Consider the following 15,285-nt stretch of genomic DNA (forward strand, 5'->3'; position numbering starts at 1 on the left):
TTTACTTGTTTCCGGACAACCTCTGAAACGCTATAAAAAATTTCCTGATAATCTCTCGCATATAACACAAAGTTGGGATACTGCGGTTTCAACAAGTAACATGAGCAACTTTAGTGTCTGCACCACCTGGGCAAAAATAGATAATAAATTCTATTTACTCGACGTATATCGCGCAAAGCTTGAGTATCCAAAGCTTAAAGAACAGGTTTTGTCACTAGCTGCAAGATGGACGCCACACGCAATTTTAATCGAAGCAAAAACAAGTGGTCAACAATTGGTGCAAGAGCTAAAGACAAACAGTGATTTACCGATTATTGAAATAGTGCCACATGATGACAAGCTCACTCGATTTCATCAAATTGTTCCGATTATAGAGTCTGGCAAGGTTTTTCTGCCACATCAAGCAGTATGGCTGAACGATTTTGAGTATGAGATTTTAATGTTTCCTGAAACGCGCCACGACGACCAAGTGGACAGTACCGTGCAATATTTGCAGTGGGTGAGAAACAGTACCTCCAGGGTTGCAGCTATACGAGCATTGTGATTTGAGTCTACCAGTACTGGGATGACAGCTAGGAGACAACCGTCATCCCGCTACTTATTAGCGGCTGAGATACCGCAGCGGTATGACGGTTCGCGGCGGCATGACAATAAGCTCGTCATTCCGCTACTCGTTAGCGGAATCTATGCTGATATATCGCGGCGGTATGATGTAGGGAAACCTTTCTTGGGTTAGCTATATCAATAGCATTGCTTTAAAAAGAGTGCCCATATTTTCAGTCAACCTTAAGAATTCACTAAAGATCCTATTCTTTTGTTCATCACTTGCGCTTTTCATTAAAGCCTGGGTTCTTTCTTTTATGCCAAAAAGATATAAAAATTCCCTTTGAGTTAAAATCTCACAATCTACATGCTTTAATGGATCTCTTAACGCTTGAAAGTTCACAAGTGCGGTAATATCACTATTACCAACATTCTCAAGAAAATTAGCATACTTATGTTGTTTTATCGATTGCAAAGTGCTCTTATATGCGGGGTATACATAACCGTAATCTACAATCAAAGCAGCTCCTTTATTATTATATATCTTCTTCTCAAGTTTTTTTAATATTTCAACCCCAACTGAACATATTTCCACCACTGCACCATTAAAAAATTTTCCATTTGTCATCTGAGTAGCTGACACTGGAATCCATGATTCTTTTTTTCTGGATTCCAGTGTCACGCACTGGCATGACACCAAGAGACTGCCATCATCTTGTTTTGTCACCATATTTTCATACCACCCCTCATCATGATATACAAACTGATCTATCGGAAGAGCGTCAAAGAACTCATTTGCTAAAAAAATGGTTGGTTGTTCTGGTAGGTTGTCAATATTTTTGTGCCAATTAACATCTAAGCTTTTTAATTTTTCCTTTTGTATCTTCCGTAAAGTAGGGCTTATTTCAACTAAGTGGATCAACATTGAATTAAAAAAGCTGCTGTATTTTTTAGTGACTCTTATTATATCGTGAATGAGTGTTCCTTTGCCTGGCCCAAGTTCAACTAGAGAAAATTTTGATGGCTTTCCTAATTTTTCCCATGTATGCATTATCCAAACTGCAATTACTTCACCAAATAATTGGCTGATCTCAGGTGCGGTAGTAAAATCACCATCCTTACCAAGCGGTAATTTACTTGTATAATAGCCGTATTTTTCATGGTACAAAACGGCATTCATGAAATCACTGATGGATATTGATCCTTGACTTTTGTCAATTAATTCGTGTATATAAGTGAGCATGTTATTAATAAATGTTTAACTATAGCGTGCCATAATATAAAATAGTAGAGTATTTATATATATAGTATAAACTTAAGTTTGTGAGTAATAGTGCTTCAGTTATGGACGACAAAAACACCGATTATGTTGCCCTTATACCTCAAGATGATAGTATTGAATACAAATTTGAAGGAGCTGTCAATTTTATAGAAAACAAGGTTATAAATGCTGATGGGCTAACTTTAGCGGAAGTGTTTCAAGTGCTAGTTCAAATGCTAAATGGTGATCTAGAATTGGTAAAAAAAGTACTAGCATGTGCTAATATTATGGCAAAGCATGGAATGAAGGTAGCAAAAGAGTCGCAATTAAGCAGAGCTGATGTTCGCCGAGCTTTGGAAGGTAGAGAAAGTGTTGTCAATAGACAAGATTTTATAAAGAAACCACCTCTTCCACCTGCTATAAAATCGACCAAAAAGAAAAGTAGAGGTCTTTAAATGGCCGAATCTATAAAAAAATTTACTGTACAATGTGACTTCAAAGGGCAAAGTTCACCTTTTGCAATATATATAGGAAATCCAAAAAGCGATGCTCATCCAATTCATCATCAAGATTCCTGGCTTGTAAAAGAACGTGGAGGGAATATCCCTAATAAAGTAAAAGAAAGTCTACAAAAATTATATAAACTATCTCAAGAAAATGGAGTCTCTTTCTCAGAGTTATGCGCGTATGCCATTACTGTGGTTAGTAATAATGATAAAAAAAGTGACGACAAGGAGTAAGATAGTTTAATCCCTCAATATTTCATTTATAGAGATTTTCGATCTCGTCTTTTCATCCACTTTTTTTACTATGACTGCACAATAGGTTGAAATATTATTTTTAGATGGAATAGACCCTGGTACCACTACAGAATAAGGTGGCACTTCGCCGTAAAATACCTTGCTAGTTTCTCTATCAATAATCTTTGTTGATGCCCCAATAAACACGCCTATGCCAAGGACTGATCCTTCTCTCACTACCACACCCTCGGCCACTTCGCTACGTGCTCCAATAAAGCAATTATCTTCTATAATGACAGGTGAAGCTTGAATAGGCTCAAGAACTCCACCTATTCCCACTCCACCAGAAATATGACAGTTTTTTCCTATTTGCGCACAGCTACCAATCGTTGACCAGGTATCTATCATTGTTCCTGAATCAACATATGCACCAACGTTGATAAAACTTGGCATTAGAACAACATTTGTACCTATATAAGCAGATCGGCGAACAAAACACCCAGGAACTGCTCTAATTTTTAACCGGCGAAATTTCTCCTCATTCCATTCACTAAACTTGTTACCGATCTTATCAAACCAGCAATTGGTATTATCTATTATTTTATTTTCTTCGGTGAGAAAATGTAATAATATTGCTTGCTTTATCCACTTATGTACTACCCATTCTCCACTTGATAGCTTTTCTGCTACTCTAATTTTGCCACTATCAAGGAGCTCAATTACCTCTTTAATTGCTATTCTTGCTGTTTTCTTTAGATTACAGTCATTAAATTTTTCTCTATTTTTCCAAATATCTTTTATCTCACTCTGTGTTTTTTTTAGTTGCAAACCTTCCATTTGTTATATATATATTGATATTAAATTTGTAGCTCGTATCATTTGGGCTTGTTACTACTTATATGTAAGTGCTATGAAAATACAATGTAATAGTTGTACTAAAACTTACTTAGTATCCCCTAAGCAAATTGGCGCGTCTGGAAGAAAGGTAAAATGTACGAACTGCAATCACATATGGCATGAATATCTAGAAGAAGTGTCAAACAAATCGCACTCTGCTAATATACAGGAAAAAAAAGTTAGTGGAAGGAATTTTTTACAAAATCTAGCATTTACCACTCTAGCTTTTGCAACAGCTACAGGGTTATGCGTCGTAATTGCTAACGGCATCTTTCCTAGAGAGATGAACAAAGCATACAAAACGATCAGTTTATACAAGGATTCAATAAGCTATAAATTAGGGTACAAAAAAGAACAAACAGAAAGTCCAAATGTAAAAAAACTTGCTGTAAATAAGTTTTATCAAGACTACCTTTTTTTATCTAATTTAAGATCTAGTTAAATAGGCATACCGATATCGGTCTCTAGCTACTCAGATGGTGCTTAGGGTGACAGAGTTTTGAAAATAAGTTATTTTTTAGCAAAAAAGGCAGCTCATGAGTATTAAAATTGCACCTTCTATACTTTCAGCAGATTTTGCAAAATTAGGGGAAGAAGTAAGAAAAATTAGCGATTTAGGTGTGGATTACATACACATAGACGTTATGGATGGGAATTTCGTTCCAAATATTACAATTGGTCCTAGCGTTGTTTCTGCAATACGTAAATATAGCAATCTTCCTTTTGATGTGCATTTAATGGTCAAATCTCCTGGTAACCACATTGAAAGCTTTATAAATGCTGGTGCTGATATTATCACTGTACATGCAGAAGCAGAGACACACCTTGAGAGGTTGATAAGAAAGATAAAGTCATACAAAAATGTAAACGACGAAAAAAAACCGATTCAAGTTGGAGTTTCAATTGTTCCTTCAACTTCTCCAAGTGTGCTTGAATATATAATACATGAGCTAGATATTGTGCTGATTATGACAGTCAACCCTGGCTTTGGAGGGCAGGAATTCATTCATTCACAGTTGAACAAGATATCTACTATAAAAAAAATGATACAAGAGCGTAACCTTAAAACACAAATTTCAGTAGATGGTGGAATTAACTTTTTTAACGCAGCTGATATAATAAAAGCAGGTGCAGATATTTTAGTTGCGGGATCGGCGATATTCAAGGCTGAAGATATTAAGAAGGCCATAAACTATCTTAAAAATCCATCGTAGTAATCCTATATAGCTAAAGTGGCTTAGGTTTACCTACAATTTGAAAAACAAAAATTCGTCATTCCGCTACTTGTTAGCGGAATCTATGCTGAGATACCGCGGCGGTATGACGTAGAAAACCCTTTCTTGGGTTGTATCCGTTCAGCTAAGCGGTGTGAGAGATGATAGATAAGAGGTTTTGGAAAGGATTGAGACCCCTTTGTTTCCATGTCAAGTATAATGAAATTATCCGTTCAAGTTCCCCACTTCGATTGGGTAAAATATGAATTTTTGCGATAAACGACATAATGCCGTATCTGCTGTTCAGCATGGTTGTTTGTCAGCGGAATGTTTTCTGGGTTATCTAAAAATTTCCACATCATTCTTTCAGATTTCAAAATATTCTTTGCAACTCGAGAAGCTCCAATTGCTTCAGGTAAACGGCTTCAAGTAATACCTTGTACGTTTTCGCAACTTTCTGGCACGTCTGGTAAATCTAAAAACATCTATCTCATTTTTTAGCAAGGCCTTTTTTAGTGCAAATAATTCAGTGGCTACGTTTCTTAAGTAACAGCCCAGAACTTTAACTTCAACTATGTGCTAATCTTTCAAAATCTCTTGATAAATGTGCCCAACAGATTTGCCTATTCTTATCGGCAAAGTAGTTGTATGCTGCGTACCTGTCGTAAGCTATTGCGATTGCAGAACTTACTATTTTGTAAAACCTTCATTCCTCTTGACTCTGTCAATTTTATAAAACTTGCTGTATTACTGGCAAACATCCAGCACCAACCAAGTTTACCTTTGTTATAATGGCTCGTTTCATCGATATGCAGAACTTCACTTTTACTTACTTCTTGCTCGATTTGCTCATATGCTTCTTGGCATTTTTCTGCAACTCTAGCCTCGCTATTTGACACGCTACCAACACTGATGTCCAGGTTGAAAATATTTTTTATAATATTTGCTACTTCTCTTTTCGAGTTCTTGTAAAATCCGCTCAGCGCCGCAATTGTTGACTTAACTTTTGGACCAAATGTATCCGCAGTAACACCTTCTGGTAGCCTGCTACTTTTTCTTTTTCCACACTTGCAACAGCGGCCATTGGTATTCCACAACATAAGCTGGCAAATCAACTTTTTGATGAATGTATGGCTCTTTCGATATCGCAATTTCTCCTCCGCACTCGCAAGAACTCTATTTTCACCACTTCATCTGCTTCCATTTTAGGGCGATACTTTCCTTCATGCCCAATCTGTGCCCCTATTTTCCTGTCACTTTTTTTCTTTTTCTTCTTTAGCTTGTATAACTCTTTTGAGCTCGGTATCGATGAATTTTGTGAATTCAGACCTAGTCTTTCTTTCAATTCAGCATTTTCGATTCTTAGCGCCTTATTCTCAGATCTAAAATTTTCGTTTTCTATCTCTAACCTCTTTATCTCTGCTTTTAGTTGCTCTATCTCTATTTTAAAGCTTTCACAGAGCTTGAGAAGACTAGCTAGTAGATCAGACATATTTACCACACATACTACTTGTGATATTATGTTTTTAGCACTCCTTGTCTACTTTTTATTTTACCGCTCCGCTGAACGGATACCTTTTTTTTACTGTTTGAGTATGTAAGGATTATGACGACCTATCCCAAACCTCAACTATATCCTCACTAAACTCTATTATCTTTGTTTTTTTAAACTGATAACAGTTGTTAATGAATTGAATCCCTAAATCTCCTACAAAAGGAGTGGCATCATTGCCTAAAATTTTACCACTGCGGCATATTATCAACCTGTCGATTAAATTACACTTTAATAGTTCTGTGATTAACACTCCTCCACCTTCAACTAATAATCTTGTTATACCAATTTCTGAAACAAGTTTTAATGCCATGTCCTTTAGGCAAACCTTACCTGCGTTGCTTGAATTAACTACTAAGTAGTTAATGTTTTTTATTTTTTTCTCTACTTCTTTATTTGTGATGACCCAAGTTATTACTTTGTCTGCAGTCTTTGCAATGTTATGCTCTTCCTTTAATCTCCCTTGACTATCTATAATTAGCCTTATTGGCGATCTACTTCCGAGTCCTGGTAATCTGCAAGTTAAGAGTGGATCATCATTAATAAGAGTATTGCTGCCAATCATAATTGCATCATATTTCGTTCTGAGCTCATGCACCCAGTTTCTCGTATTTTCACTTGTTATCCATTTGCTATCGCCTGTAAATGTTGCGATTTTTCCGTCAAGAGTTGTTGCGACTTTGCAAGCTATAAATGGTCTATGTAATTCTTTAGTGGTGAAAAAACCGACATTCAGTTCTTTTGCCTCTTTTTGCATAATACCTTGCTCAACTTCAATTCCTGCTTCTTTCAGAGCTTTCATGCCTCTGCCTGAAACTCTACTATCTGGGTCAATAGTTGCAATTACTACTCTTTTTATGCTAGCTTTTATGATTTTTGCAGTGCAAGGCCCCGTGACTCCGTGATGACAACATGGCTCAAGAGTGATATATATAGTTGCGCCATGAGTTGAATCTTTAGCGTTTTGCAAAGCGACTACCTCCGCATGCGGACGCCCACCAATCCCTGTGTATCCCTCACTAACAATTGTACCATCCTTTACAATAATACACCCGACAGCAGGATTTGGTGCAACATTTCCAAGATTTTTTTCTGCAAGCCTTAATGCAATTGACATGAAATGATCATCAGTCATTAGAAAGAAGTCATTTCGTATGAGGTATCAAAAATTCTTCTGTGCTCGTGTATAGCAAATCTATCTGTCATACCTGAGATATAGTCACATATTATTACTGAACGCTGAGATTCACAAGCGAGTTTGCTCCACTCTGTGGGAAGTAATCCTGGGTTTTCATAAAAACATTGAAAGAGTCCCTGTATTATGCGTTTTGCTTTGTTCATCGTTCTACTCAGTTTATAGCTTCTGTATATTTTCTCCATGTTGAATCTTTTCATTTCTTTTGTAGCATTCGCAACTTCTGGTGAAAATGTGACTAGCATTTTATTTAGACTTCTTACGTCTTCTACGCTTTTTATTTTGTGATCTTCAATATTTCTTTCAGTCTGAGAAACAACATCACTTATCATAGTTCCTATAGTTCCACTCAGTGATTCATGTATGAGTTTGCTCTGAGGCAATTCTGAATATCTGCTCCTTATGTCTTTAAACATTTTTTCAATTAAAGGAACATTCAGCAAATCTTCGATGGTTACTAAATTCGCCCTGAGTGCATCATCAAGATCGTGAACACTGTAAGCAATATCATCGGCAATTGAAGCAACTTGCGCTTCAATGCTTGAAAATTCTTCAAGTTTTAGATCATATTTTTTGTTGTATTCTAATAACAGCTGATTATTTGTAGAAGACTCCGCGTTTTGACCAAGCAAGGGACCGTTATGTTTTGCAACTCCTTCAATCACCTCCCAACTTAGATTCATACCATCAAAATCAGCATGTTTTTGTTCGAGGTAAGTTAAAATCCTTATAGCTTGAACATTATGATCAAACTCATACTTCTCGTTATCAAGATTCAAATCTTGAACTGATTTCTTTAGAGCATCTTCACCTGCATGACCAAATGGAGGATGACCAAGATCATGTGCGAGCGCTATGCATTCAGTGATATCCTCATTTAAGCCAAGTCTACGCGCAATGGACCTTGCAATTTGTGCAACTTCAAGGCTATGAGTAAGCCGAGTGCGATAGTAGTCGTGCTCATAATTGATAAAAACTTGTGTTTTGTACTCCAATTTTCTAAACGCATTAGAGTGAATGATACGGTCCCTATCACGCTGAAAGCAGCTGCGATTCTCATCTTCTGGCTCTTTGAAGTATCTCCCTTTTGTTTTGCTTGGAAAACATGCATAATTTAATAGAAAGTTATTGTTTGACATGTAAAATTTCTACTATAATAAGTTATCAATAATAAACGGTGGTTACTATGTCAACAAATTACAACATCAACTTAACTGATAATGCACTAAAAAAAATCCACTCTCTTGCAGAGCAGGAAGGGGATAAGAGTTCCATTTTACGGGTTGCAGTTTCAGGTGGTGGATGTTCTGGCTTCAAATACAATTTTCTTATGGATCAAATGAATAAAAATCTATCTTTGGATGATGAAGACGATGATTACGATGATGAGTTTGATGACGAAGACGAAGATGATGACTATGAAGAAAGTGAGGACTATAGAAGCCACTCCAGTTTTAGCGAAAAAGGTAAAGATATAGTAATTAATGATGAAAATGGAAACCCTGTATTAATGGTTGATAATTGTTCAGCAAAATTTTTAAATAACTCAGTTATAGATTATACTGAGGATCTCAGTGGTTCTGGTTTTCAAATAAAGAATGCCTTTGCTAAGTCTCAATGTGGTTGTGGTAACAGTTTTTCGGTTTAATTATTACTAAAACTTAGATGCCTTCTGGATCTTTTAAACATGGGTGGTAATGTAGCACTAGAACTAACTTCCGTAGATAAAAGCTTCAAGAACAATTCTGCTGTTGTAAAGGATATCAACTTAAGTGTCACAAGAGGGCAAGTAGTAGCGCTGATTGGCGATTCAGGTGCAGGGAAAACAACTATATTGCAAATCGCAGGCTTGTTGGACAAGCCAACTTCAGGTATAGTTACGATAGATGGAATAAATTGCACACAAGCCAGTAATAAGCATAAAACTCATGTAAGAAGAAATTTTCTTAGTTTTGTTTATCAATTTCACTATTTGTTACAAGAGTTATCGGTGTTGGAAAATATTATGCTTCCTCAACTCATTGCAGGAAAAAGCAAAGCTGAAGCAAAAAAAAATTCGCAAGCAATGTTGGAAAAATTTGGTCTGGAAAACAAAGCAAGTAGCATGGTATCTGAAGTTTCGGGTGGGGAAAGGCAGAGAGTTGCAATTGCAAGAAGCATTGTAAATTCTCCAAAGCTTTTACTTGCAGATGAGCCAACAGGAAACTTAGATCCAACAAATTCTTTTAACGTGTTTTTACTGCTACATTCATACGTAAAGGAAAATAACAGCTCTATGCTTATAGTAACACACAATCATCTCCTTGCAGAAAAGGCAGACTGCATTTTCCAATTGAGAGATCGATCATTAGTGAAGTTGTGAATAGGAAAAATAGCACAATTTCTATGCCTTATACTTATCTAACCAATGATCATTAACAGAGTACAACTCGCATGAAATGCTTTCATTGCTTTTTATACACGGACTTTTTAACTTACGCTGTTTACTTAGGGAACACCCCGATAACATAAACACAGCTAAAACAAAAAATAATAGCTTTTTAAACATAACAAAACCTTTTCATTTATATTACTACACTCATTTCTCTTGTTTGTAAAGATTAGGCATATTCTTTTACCCTTACCTCTTTTTTGACCTTTTGAAAAGAAATAGTTGCACTATTCAAGCGCAGTTTTATATAATTGTCCACGATTTGAGTCACTTCCTCTTCTTTATCCTTTAGAAAGTGATTAGTATCATCTATTATATAGTATTTCATGTGATCACTTCTTACTGAATTTATCAACCTTTTTGCTAATTCTGTTACATCGCTTTCTTCTGAGATTGTATCATTACTGCTTTGTATTATAAGCCCAGAAACTGGACAGGGAGAAAGAAAAGAAAAATCGTACTTAGTTACCGGAAGAGAAAGAGCAATAAAACCCACTATCTCAGGGCGGCGCATTGTTAGCTGCATAGCCACCCATGCTCCAAAAGAAAAACCAGCGATCCAAATTGGAACATTGCTAGGATTATGTTCCTGAAGCCAATCAATGGCTACCGCAGCGTCAGTTAATTCTCCTATACCCTTATCAAAAGTTCCGGTAGATTTTCCCACACCACGAAAGTTAATTTTCAATGCAGAAAAATTGTTATCGATAAAAGACGTATATGTACTATGTACAATTTTACTATCCATATTACCACCATATTGAGGATGATGATGTAAAACCAGCACAACCGGCGCGTTGGCATCTTTGCTTTGGTGGTATTCACCTTCCATCTTTCTTGTTGCATTATTCAAAAAAACTTCAACCATGGTAACCCCTAATAAGAACACGCTTGACAAGTATTAATGACGTGAGTTATTCATTATGTATTAATTTCGCTGTTTTTGCAATAAATTTTTTATCGTGTTAAAGCTAACGTACATAGTTATGGCTATAGTTGATGGTAAACTTATTTAAGTGACAGATGAGTCCATTCTCTTTAGAAAATAGTGGTTGCGTATATGCTGATTACAATGCAACTGCTCCAATTAGTGAAAATGTAAAAAAAAGTATATTTGAGGTCTTGTTAAAACAAACGCTCAATCCATCATCACTACATAAAAGAGGACAAGAAGCGAGGAAGATTCTTCAGGATGCAAGAGATAACGTACGTGGTGCTATTGGCGTCTCAAGTGATAAAGAAATAGTTTTTACGTCTGGTGCAACTGAAGCGAATAACCTTGTTATGAGAGGAATAGCAGGCTACCTGCATATAATTTCAGCTATAGAGCATCCTTCAATTCTTAATTCTGCATGTAATCCATATATAATACCTGTTAATCAGGAGGGCATTGTTGACTTTTTAGAGCTAGAAAAAATTCTAAGCGAACTTAAAGGAAACAAAGCAATAGTTTCAGTTATGATGGCAAATAACGAAACCGGAGTGATTCAACCTATTGAGGAAATAGCTGAAATAGCCCACAAATTTGGAGCAATTTGCCACACTGACACTGCTCAAAGTGTTGGGAAAATTAAAGTTAATATGGAAGATTTAGGAGTGGATTTACTCACTTTATCCGCCCATAAATTTGGCGGTGTAGCAGGCAGTGGAGTTTTAATATTCAATAAAGAACTTGCGATAGAACCTATTATAATAGGTGGTGGACAAGAGAAGGGATTTCGTGGTGGTACGGAAAATATTGTTGCGATTGCAGGCCTTTCTGCTGCACTGCAAAATATTCCAGACCTTCTATCAAAAATGGATGAAGTAAAGGAGCTACGTGATCAATTAGAGTGTGAATTATTAAATCTTGCCAGTGACATAAGAATCTTCGGTAAAAACTCTAAGAGGCTGCCAAACACAAGTTTTATTTATATGCCAGGAGTAAAGAGTGATGTGCAGCTTATGCATTTTGACTTGAATCATATTGCAGTTAGTAATGGCTCCGCATGTTCTTCTGGAAAAGTTGAGCCTTCCCATGTTTTGCTTGCAATGGGGGCAACAAAAGAGCAAGCAGAGTGTTCAATTAGAATCAGTATAGGTCCAGAAACTAAACCACAAGACATAAAAAAAATAGTGGATTGTTGGTATAATATCTACAAGCAGAACACCTTGGTATAGATAATACGTGGTATCATGCAGGCACTGGCCGAGCATTAGATGTAAAAAATTACTTTACAACCCCGCGGTATCTCTAGATCCCGCTAACAAGCAGCGGGATGACGGTTGTTAGGCTAGCTGTCATCCAAGTAGCTGACACTGGTTCCTTTATGACGGCAGTGCCCCTATGGTGTCATTCCAGTGTCCTGACTACTTGGATCTAGCAAGCTTTGCTTGCAAATAAGTCTAATACGTGTCGCGTTTTATGCCAAAACACAATTGGAATTACATGCAAAATAGATCCCAGACTGGGATGACAAAAAAAGAGCACTGGAATGACACCATTTGCTGTGCAATTTACCTTCAAAAATGAATGTTCGTACAGCTATGGATTCATTCGCGGTATCTCACCATAGATCCCGCTGACAAGCAGCGGTATGACGGTTATCAGTAAACATGAATTACTTTAGCTATGCAATCAGGCTTCCTAAAAACACTTTGTAGCCAATCAATTCTTGAGTATAAAAAGAATTCCTTTAATAATAAGGTATGCTAATCAGGAATTTAATAAAACAAGCAACTCAAGTAGGAAGCAGTGAAAATGCAATACGGTATGTCGAATATCTCTATCAATTTGAGAAGTTTAGAAACACATTAAACCTCACTTTATCACTAATAAAGCAAAACAGGCTCTCATTTGAAATATACCAAGAGGGATTAGTGGATATGGAAGAGGGAGTGTGTAAGACAATCAGGTCTTCCAGTGTAAATAGATATGTTATTGTACTGAGGAAGTCAAACCCATACATTATAGTGCATGAACTTTCACACATGGTTGAAAATGAACTGAACTTAAGTTTGGAACAGGAATTTCTCCATAAAGTTTACCAGGATATTGAGCAGAACCTAAAGCAAGCAAATATTCTTGTGCAGAAAATTATCGGCCAAGTTATATTTAAGGAGATACAGGCTTATCAAACTGCAAAATCACGTGCATCTGAATTATTTGCACGCTATTTTGAGCTATTTGCTTGGGCGCAGGAGGTTTACCCTAAAGATAAAGAATACTTAATCCGCACTCAAGACTTAAACAAAGTGTTCCTTGCTACTGGCCAATGGAAAAAGAGCTACCTTGATTCACAAATGATGGAGAGAATAGATAAGGAAATCAAGGAATACAGCAATAAAACTGCCACTAAAGACGTAACCAAAGTGCAAAGCAGTTGGACTAATAAATTTTCTCCTGGGGGCAAAAAAATTAGCTCTATATTTGGAGATGATGATTAGCTTATAGTGCAGGTTTTCCTACGTCATGCCGCCGCGAACCGTCATACCGCGATTCATTCTTTTGGTGTACGAACATTGCAATTTGCAGGTAATTTGAGTAGTAGATGGTGTCATTCCAGTGCTTGACACTGGAATCCAGGAATTTGGATTGGGCACTAAGTTGGTGAGCATAAAAGTGGCTGATCTTATGTTAAAACACAACGTTCTTGATGAGATTACGGCAAGGCTGGATTCCAGTGTCAAGCACTGGAATGACACCATTTGCTGTGCAGTTTACCTTTAAGAATGAATGTTCGTACAGTTGTGCGCGGTATCTCATCAGCTAACACGTAGCGGAATGACGGTTGTGGTAAATCTTTTAGCTATAGAAGTTAACTTTGCAGTTAACTTCTACAGCGTTTCAAAGTATAGTTTTGGTAATACAGTAACTAAATATACATGAAAACCATTTTAGCTGTTGAAACAAGCTGCGACGAAACTGCAGTAGCGATTGTAAATAGTGACAAGCAAGTCCTTGCTCACGAAATTCTCTCCCAAGCAGAACACAAAAAACGTGGTGGGGTGATCCCTGAAATAGCTTCACGTGCTCATATGGAGCATTTAAGTGGTCTAATAAAAAGCGCCGTGGAAAAATCTAACCTTAACTTTTGTGACCTCAATGCAATTGCAGCAACATCAGGACCAGGACTCATAGGTGGATTAATAGTTGGTACAATGATGGCTAAAGCAATTGCGCATGTAGCACAAAAACCATTCATTGCAGTGAATCACTTAGAAGCGCATGCATTGGTTATTAGGTTACTGCATGAGGTAAAATTTCCATTTTTAGTCCTACTAATATCAGGTGGTCACTGTCAATTTTTAATTGCACAGGATGTAGGTAAATACATTCAACTTGGAGAAACGCTCGATGATTCACTAGGAGAAGCATTTGATAAAGTTGCTAAGATGCTGGGTTTAAGCTACCCAGGAGGCCCATTAATTGAAAAGTTGGCTAAAAAAGGCAATGGCACAAGATTCAAACTGCCAAGGGCAATGATAAAACGTTCTGGATGTAACTTTTCGTTTTCTGGGATTAAAACAGCAGTAAAAAACTTAGTACAAGAACTTAAAATGAGCGAGCAAGATGTGTGTGATGTATGTGCTTCGTTTCAAGAGTGTATTAGTGACATACTGCTGGACAGGGTTAGTAATGCAATTATTATGGCCGAATCTTTAAATATCAAAATCAATGACTTTGTGATTACCGGCGGAGTTGCAGCAAATAATTTCTTGAGAGAAAAATTAAAACAACACATAAACTTAAACATATTTTTTCCCCCTAACGACCTATGTACAGACAATGCAATTATGGTTGGATGGACAGGAATTGAAAGGTTACAGAAAAATTATATAGATCCACTTAATTTTGCACCAAGACCTAAGTGGGAGTTAGAGAGTTATTAAAAGCTCTCAATTCTGAATTATAGCTAAAGTGACTTAGGTTCTCTAATTGCACATAAGTCAACAATAATTTTCACACAAATCAAAACAGCATATCTTCTCCATAATCCTTGGTAATTTTACATAAGTGAAAAGTAGCATATGGTTCTCTCCGCGGTCTGAGATGACAATAAACTTGTCAAGCCGCATTATACTTGTTAGGCGGAAGTGGACGGTAACATGTTTACCACGAAGTCTAACTAAGTTCTTGCTTGTCCCTTCCATCGGCATTGCTATCTTTATTTTCAATAAAATTATTGTCCTATGCTCTTTTGATGTTTATTGATAATAAAATTCTGTTTTATCAACCAACATCCTATGCATAATTACAGCTAATTTTCTTGCTACTGCTACAATTGCTTTTTTCATTCCTTTTTTCTTCGCAACTCCAGTTTTTTAATTTAAATGTCCTCTTGGTAACTGTAAGCATTGTTTGTGCAGCTGCATATAACATACTTCTACATTCCGCTGGTCCCATCTTTGATATGCTGCCATGCCGATCAACTTTTCCAGAAGAATATTGCCTTGGTGTCAACCCTATATA

General features: G+C 36.7%; 16 protein-coding genes and 3 pseudogenes. 11 read left to right on the forward strand and 8 right to left on the reverse strand.

Annotated features, from left to right (window positions below):
- Positions 1-544 (forward strand): phage terminase large subunit (gene terL, locus OZD64_RS00685; RefSeq protein ID WP_274999124.1); only part of this gene is annotated, 544 nt, incomplete at its 5' end.
- A 192-nt stretch (positions 545-736) separates the two neighbouring features.
- Here terL and OZD64_RS00690 read toward each other — a convergent pair.
- A complete protein-coding gene (locus OZD64_RS00690; RefSeq protein ID WP_010962785.1) occupies positions 737-1,786 on the reverse strand; it encodes a class I SAM-dependent methyltransferase in 1,050 nt (349 codons plus the stop codon).
- A gap of 101 nt (positions 1,787-1,887) precedes the next feature.
- Between OZD64_RS00690 and OZD64_RS00695 the strand changes: the two genes are divergently transcribed.
- Together OZD64_RS00695 and OZD64_RS00700 are read left to right on the forward strand one after the other, a co-directional pair.
- A complete protein-coding gene (locus OZD64_RS00695; protein ID WP_394370287.1) occupies positions 1,888-2,259 on the forward strand; it encodes a hypothetical protein in 372 nt (123 codons plus the stop codon).
- Positions 2,260-2,544, forward strand: coding sequence for a DUF2610 domain-containing protein (locus OZD64_RS00700; protein WP_010962783.1), 285 nt, complete (start codon positions 2,260-2,262; stop codon positions 2,542-2,544).
- Positions 2,545-2,550: 6 nt separating this feature from the next.
- Here the strand turns inward: OZD64_RS00700 and dapD are convergent, their stop codons facing one another.
- On the reverse strand, positions 2,551-3,381 hold the full coding sequence (dapD, locus tag OZD64_RS00705) for a 2,3,4,5-tetrahydropyridine-2,6-dicarboxylate N-succinyltransferase (protein WP_010962782.1): 831 nt from the start codon (positions 3,379-3,381) through the stop codon (positions 2,551-2,553).
- A 73-nt stretch (positions 3,382-3,454) separates the two neighbouring features.
- Here dapD and OZD64_RS00710 point away from each other — a divergent pair.
- From OZD64_RS00710 to rpe, 3 genes and pseudogenes are all read left to right on the forward strand, one after another.
- Positions 3,455-3,550: pseudogene (locus tag OZD64_RS00710) on the forward strand (zinc-ribbon domain-containing protein); the annotation flags it as partial.
- A 27-nt stretch (positions 3,551-3,577) separates the two neighbouring features.
- Positions 3,578-3,883 (forward strand): hypothetical protein, encoded by a 306-nt coding sequence (locus OZD64_RS00715; protein ID WP_274999128.1) that lies wholly within the window; start codon positions 3,578-3,580, stop codon positions 3,881-3,883.
- 94 nt (positions 3,884-3,977) lie between these two features.
- A complete protein-coding gene (gene rpe / locus OZD64_RS00720; RefSeq protein ID WP_038198978.1) occupies positions 3,978-4,655 on the forward strand; it encodes a ribulose-phosphate 3-epimerase in 678 nt (225 codons plus the stop codon).
- A 145-nt stretch (positions 4,656-4,800) separates the two neighbouring features.
- On the opposite strand, the pseudogene tnpC reads toward rpe, so the two are convergent.
- From tnpC to OZD64_RS00735, 3 genes and pseudogenes are all read right to left on the reverse strand, one after another.
- Positions 4,801-6,147: pseudogene (gene tnpC / locus OZD64_RS00725) on the reverse strand (IS66 family transposase).
- 112 nt (positions 6,148-6,259) lie between these two features.
- Positions 6,260-7,342 carry a bifunctional diaminohydroxyphosphoribosylaminopyrimidine deaminase/5-amino-6-(5-phosphoribosylamino)uracil reductase RibD gene (gene ribD / locus OZD64_RS00730; RefSeq protein ID WP_010962779.1) on the reverse strand — a complete coding sequence of 361 codons (1,083 nt, stop codon included), beginning with the start codon at positions 7,340-7,342 and terminating at the stop codon, positions 6,260-6,262.
- A complete protein-coding gene (locus OZD64_RS00735) occupies positions 7,342-8,541 on the reverse strand; it encodes a deoxyguanosinetriphosphate triphosphohydrolase (RefSeq protein ID WP_038198975.1) in 1,200 nt (399 codons plus the stop codon). Before OZD64_RS00735 ends, ribD begins: the two co-directional genes overlap by 1 nt.
- A 47-nt stretch (positions 8,542-8,588) precedes the next feature.
- Between OZD64_RS00735 and OZD64_RS00740 the strand changes: the two genes are divergently transcribed.
- Both OZD64_RS00740 and OZD64_RS00745 read left to right on the forward strand, forming a co-directional pair.
- Positions 8,589-9,050 (forward strand): HesB/IscA family protein, encoded by a 462-nt coding sequence (locus OZD64_RS00740; protein WP_010081891.1) that lies wholly within the window; start codon positions 8,589-8,591, stop codon positions 9,048-9,050.
- A gap of 39 nt (positions 9,051-9,089) precedes the next feature.
- Positions 9,090-9,764 carry an ABC transporter ATP-binding protein gene (locus tag OZD64_RS00745; RefSeq protein ID WP_010962776.1) on the forward strand — a complete coding sequence of 225 codons (675 nt, stop codon included), beginning with the start codon at positions 9,090-9,092 and terminating at the stop codon, positions 9,762-9,764.
- Between the two features lie 238 nt (positions 9,765-10,002).
- Here OZD64_RS00745 and OZD64_RS00750 read toward each other — a convergent pair whose 3' ends face one another.
- Positions 10,003-10,701, reverse strand: a complete 699-nt coding sequence (locus OZD64_RS00750) for an alpha/beta hydrolase (protein WP_274999126.1) — start codon at positions 10,699-10,701, stop codon at positions 10,003-10,005.
- 155 nt (positions 10,702-10,856) lie between these two features.
- Here OZD64_RS00750 and OZD64_RS00755 point away from each other — a divergent pair, with 155 nt between their 5' ends.
- Together OZD64_RS00755 and OZD64_RS00760 are read left to right on the forward strand one after the other, a co-directional pair.
- Complete coding sequence (locus OZD64_RS00755) at positions 10,857-11,993, forward strand: cysteine desulfurase family protein (protein WP_010081988.1); 1,137 nt, start codon at positions 10,857-10,859, stop codon at positions 11,991-11,993.
- Positions 11,994-12,521: 528 nt separating this feature from the next.
- Positions 12,522-13,259, forward strand: a complete 738-nt coding sequence (locus OZD64_RS00760) for a WD_0702 family putative metalloprotease (protein WP_010081987.1) — start codon at positions 12,522-12,524, stop codon at positions 13,257-13,259.
- Positions 13,260-13,298: 39 nt separating this feature from the next.
- On the opposite strand, the pseudogene OZD64_RS00765 reads toward OZD64_RS00760, so the two are convergent.
- A pseudogene (locus tag OZD64_RS00765) lies at positions 13,299-13,400 on the reverse strand (WPE palindromic element domain-containing protein); the annotation flags it as partial.
- A 297-nt stretch (positions 13,401-13,697) separates the two neighbouring features.
- Between OZD64_RS00765 and tsaD the strand changes: the two are divergent.
- Complete coding sequence (tsaD, locus tag OZD64_RS00770) at positions 13,698-14,705, forward strand: tRNA (adenosine(37)-N6)-threonylcarbamoyltransferase complex transferase subunit TsaD (protein ID WP_274999127.1); 1,008 nt, start codon at positions 13,698-13,700, stop codon at positions 14,703-14,705.
- 352 nt (positions 14,706-15,057) lie between these two features.
- Here tsaD and OZD64_RS00775 read toward each other — a convergent pair.
- Positions 15,058-15,285, reverse strand: a 228-nt coding sequence (locus OZD64_RS00775; protein WP_274999101.1) for a transposase, incomplete at its 5' end; no start/stop codon positions are given.

The organism is Wolbachia endosymbiont of Drosophila tristis (genome assembly GCF_028981745.1).
Classification (GTDB): Bacteria; Pseudomonadota; Alphaproteobacteria; order Rickettsiales; family Anaplasmataceae; genus Wolbachia; species Wolbachia pipientis.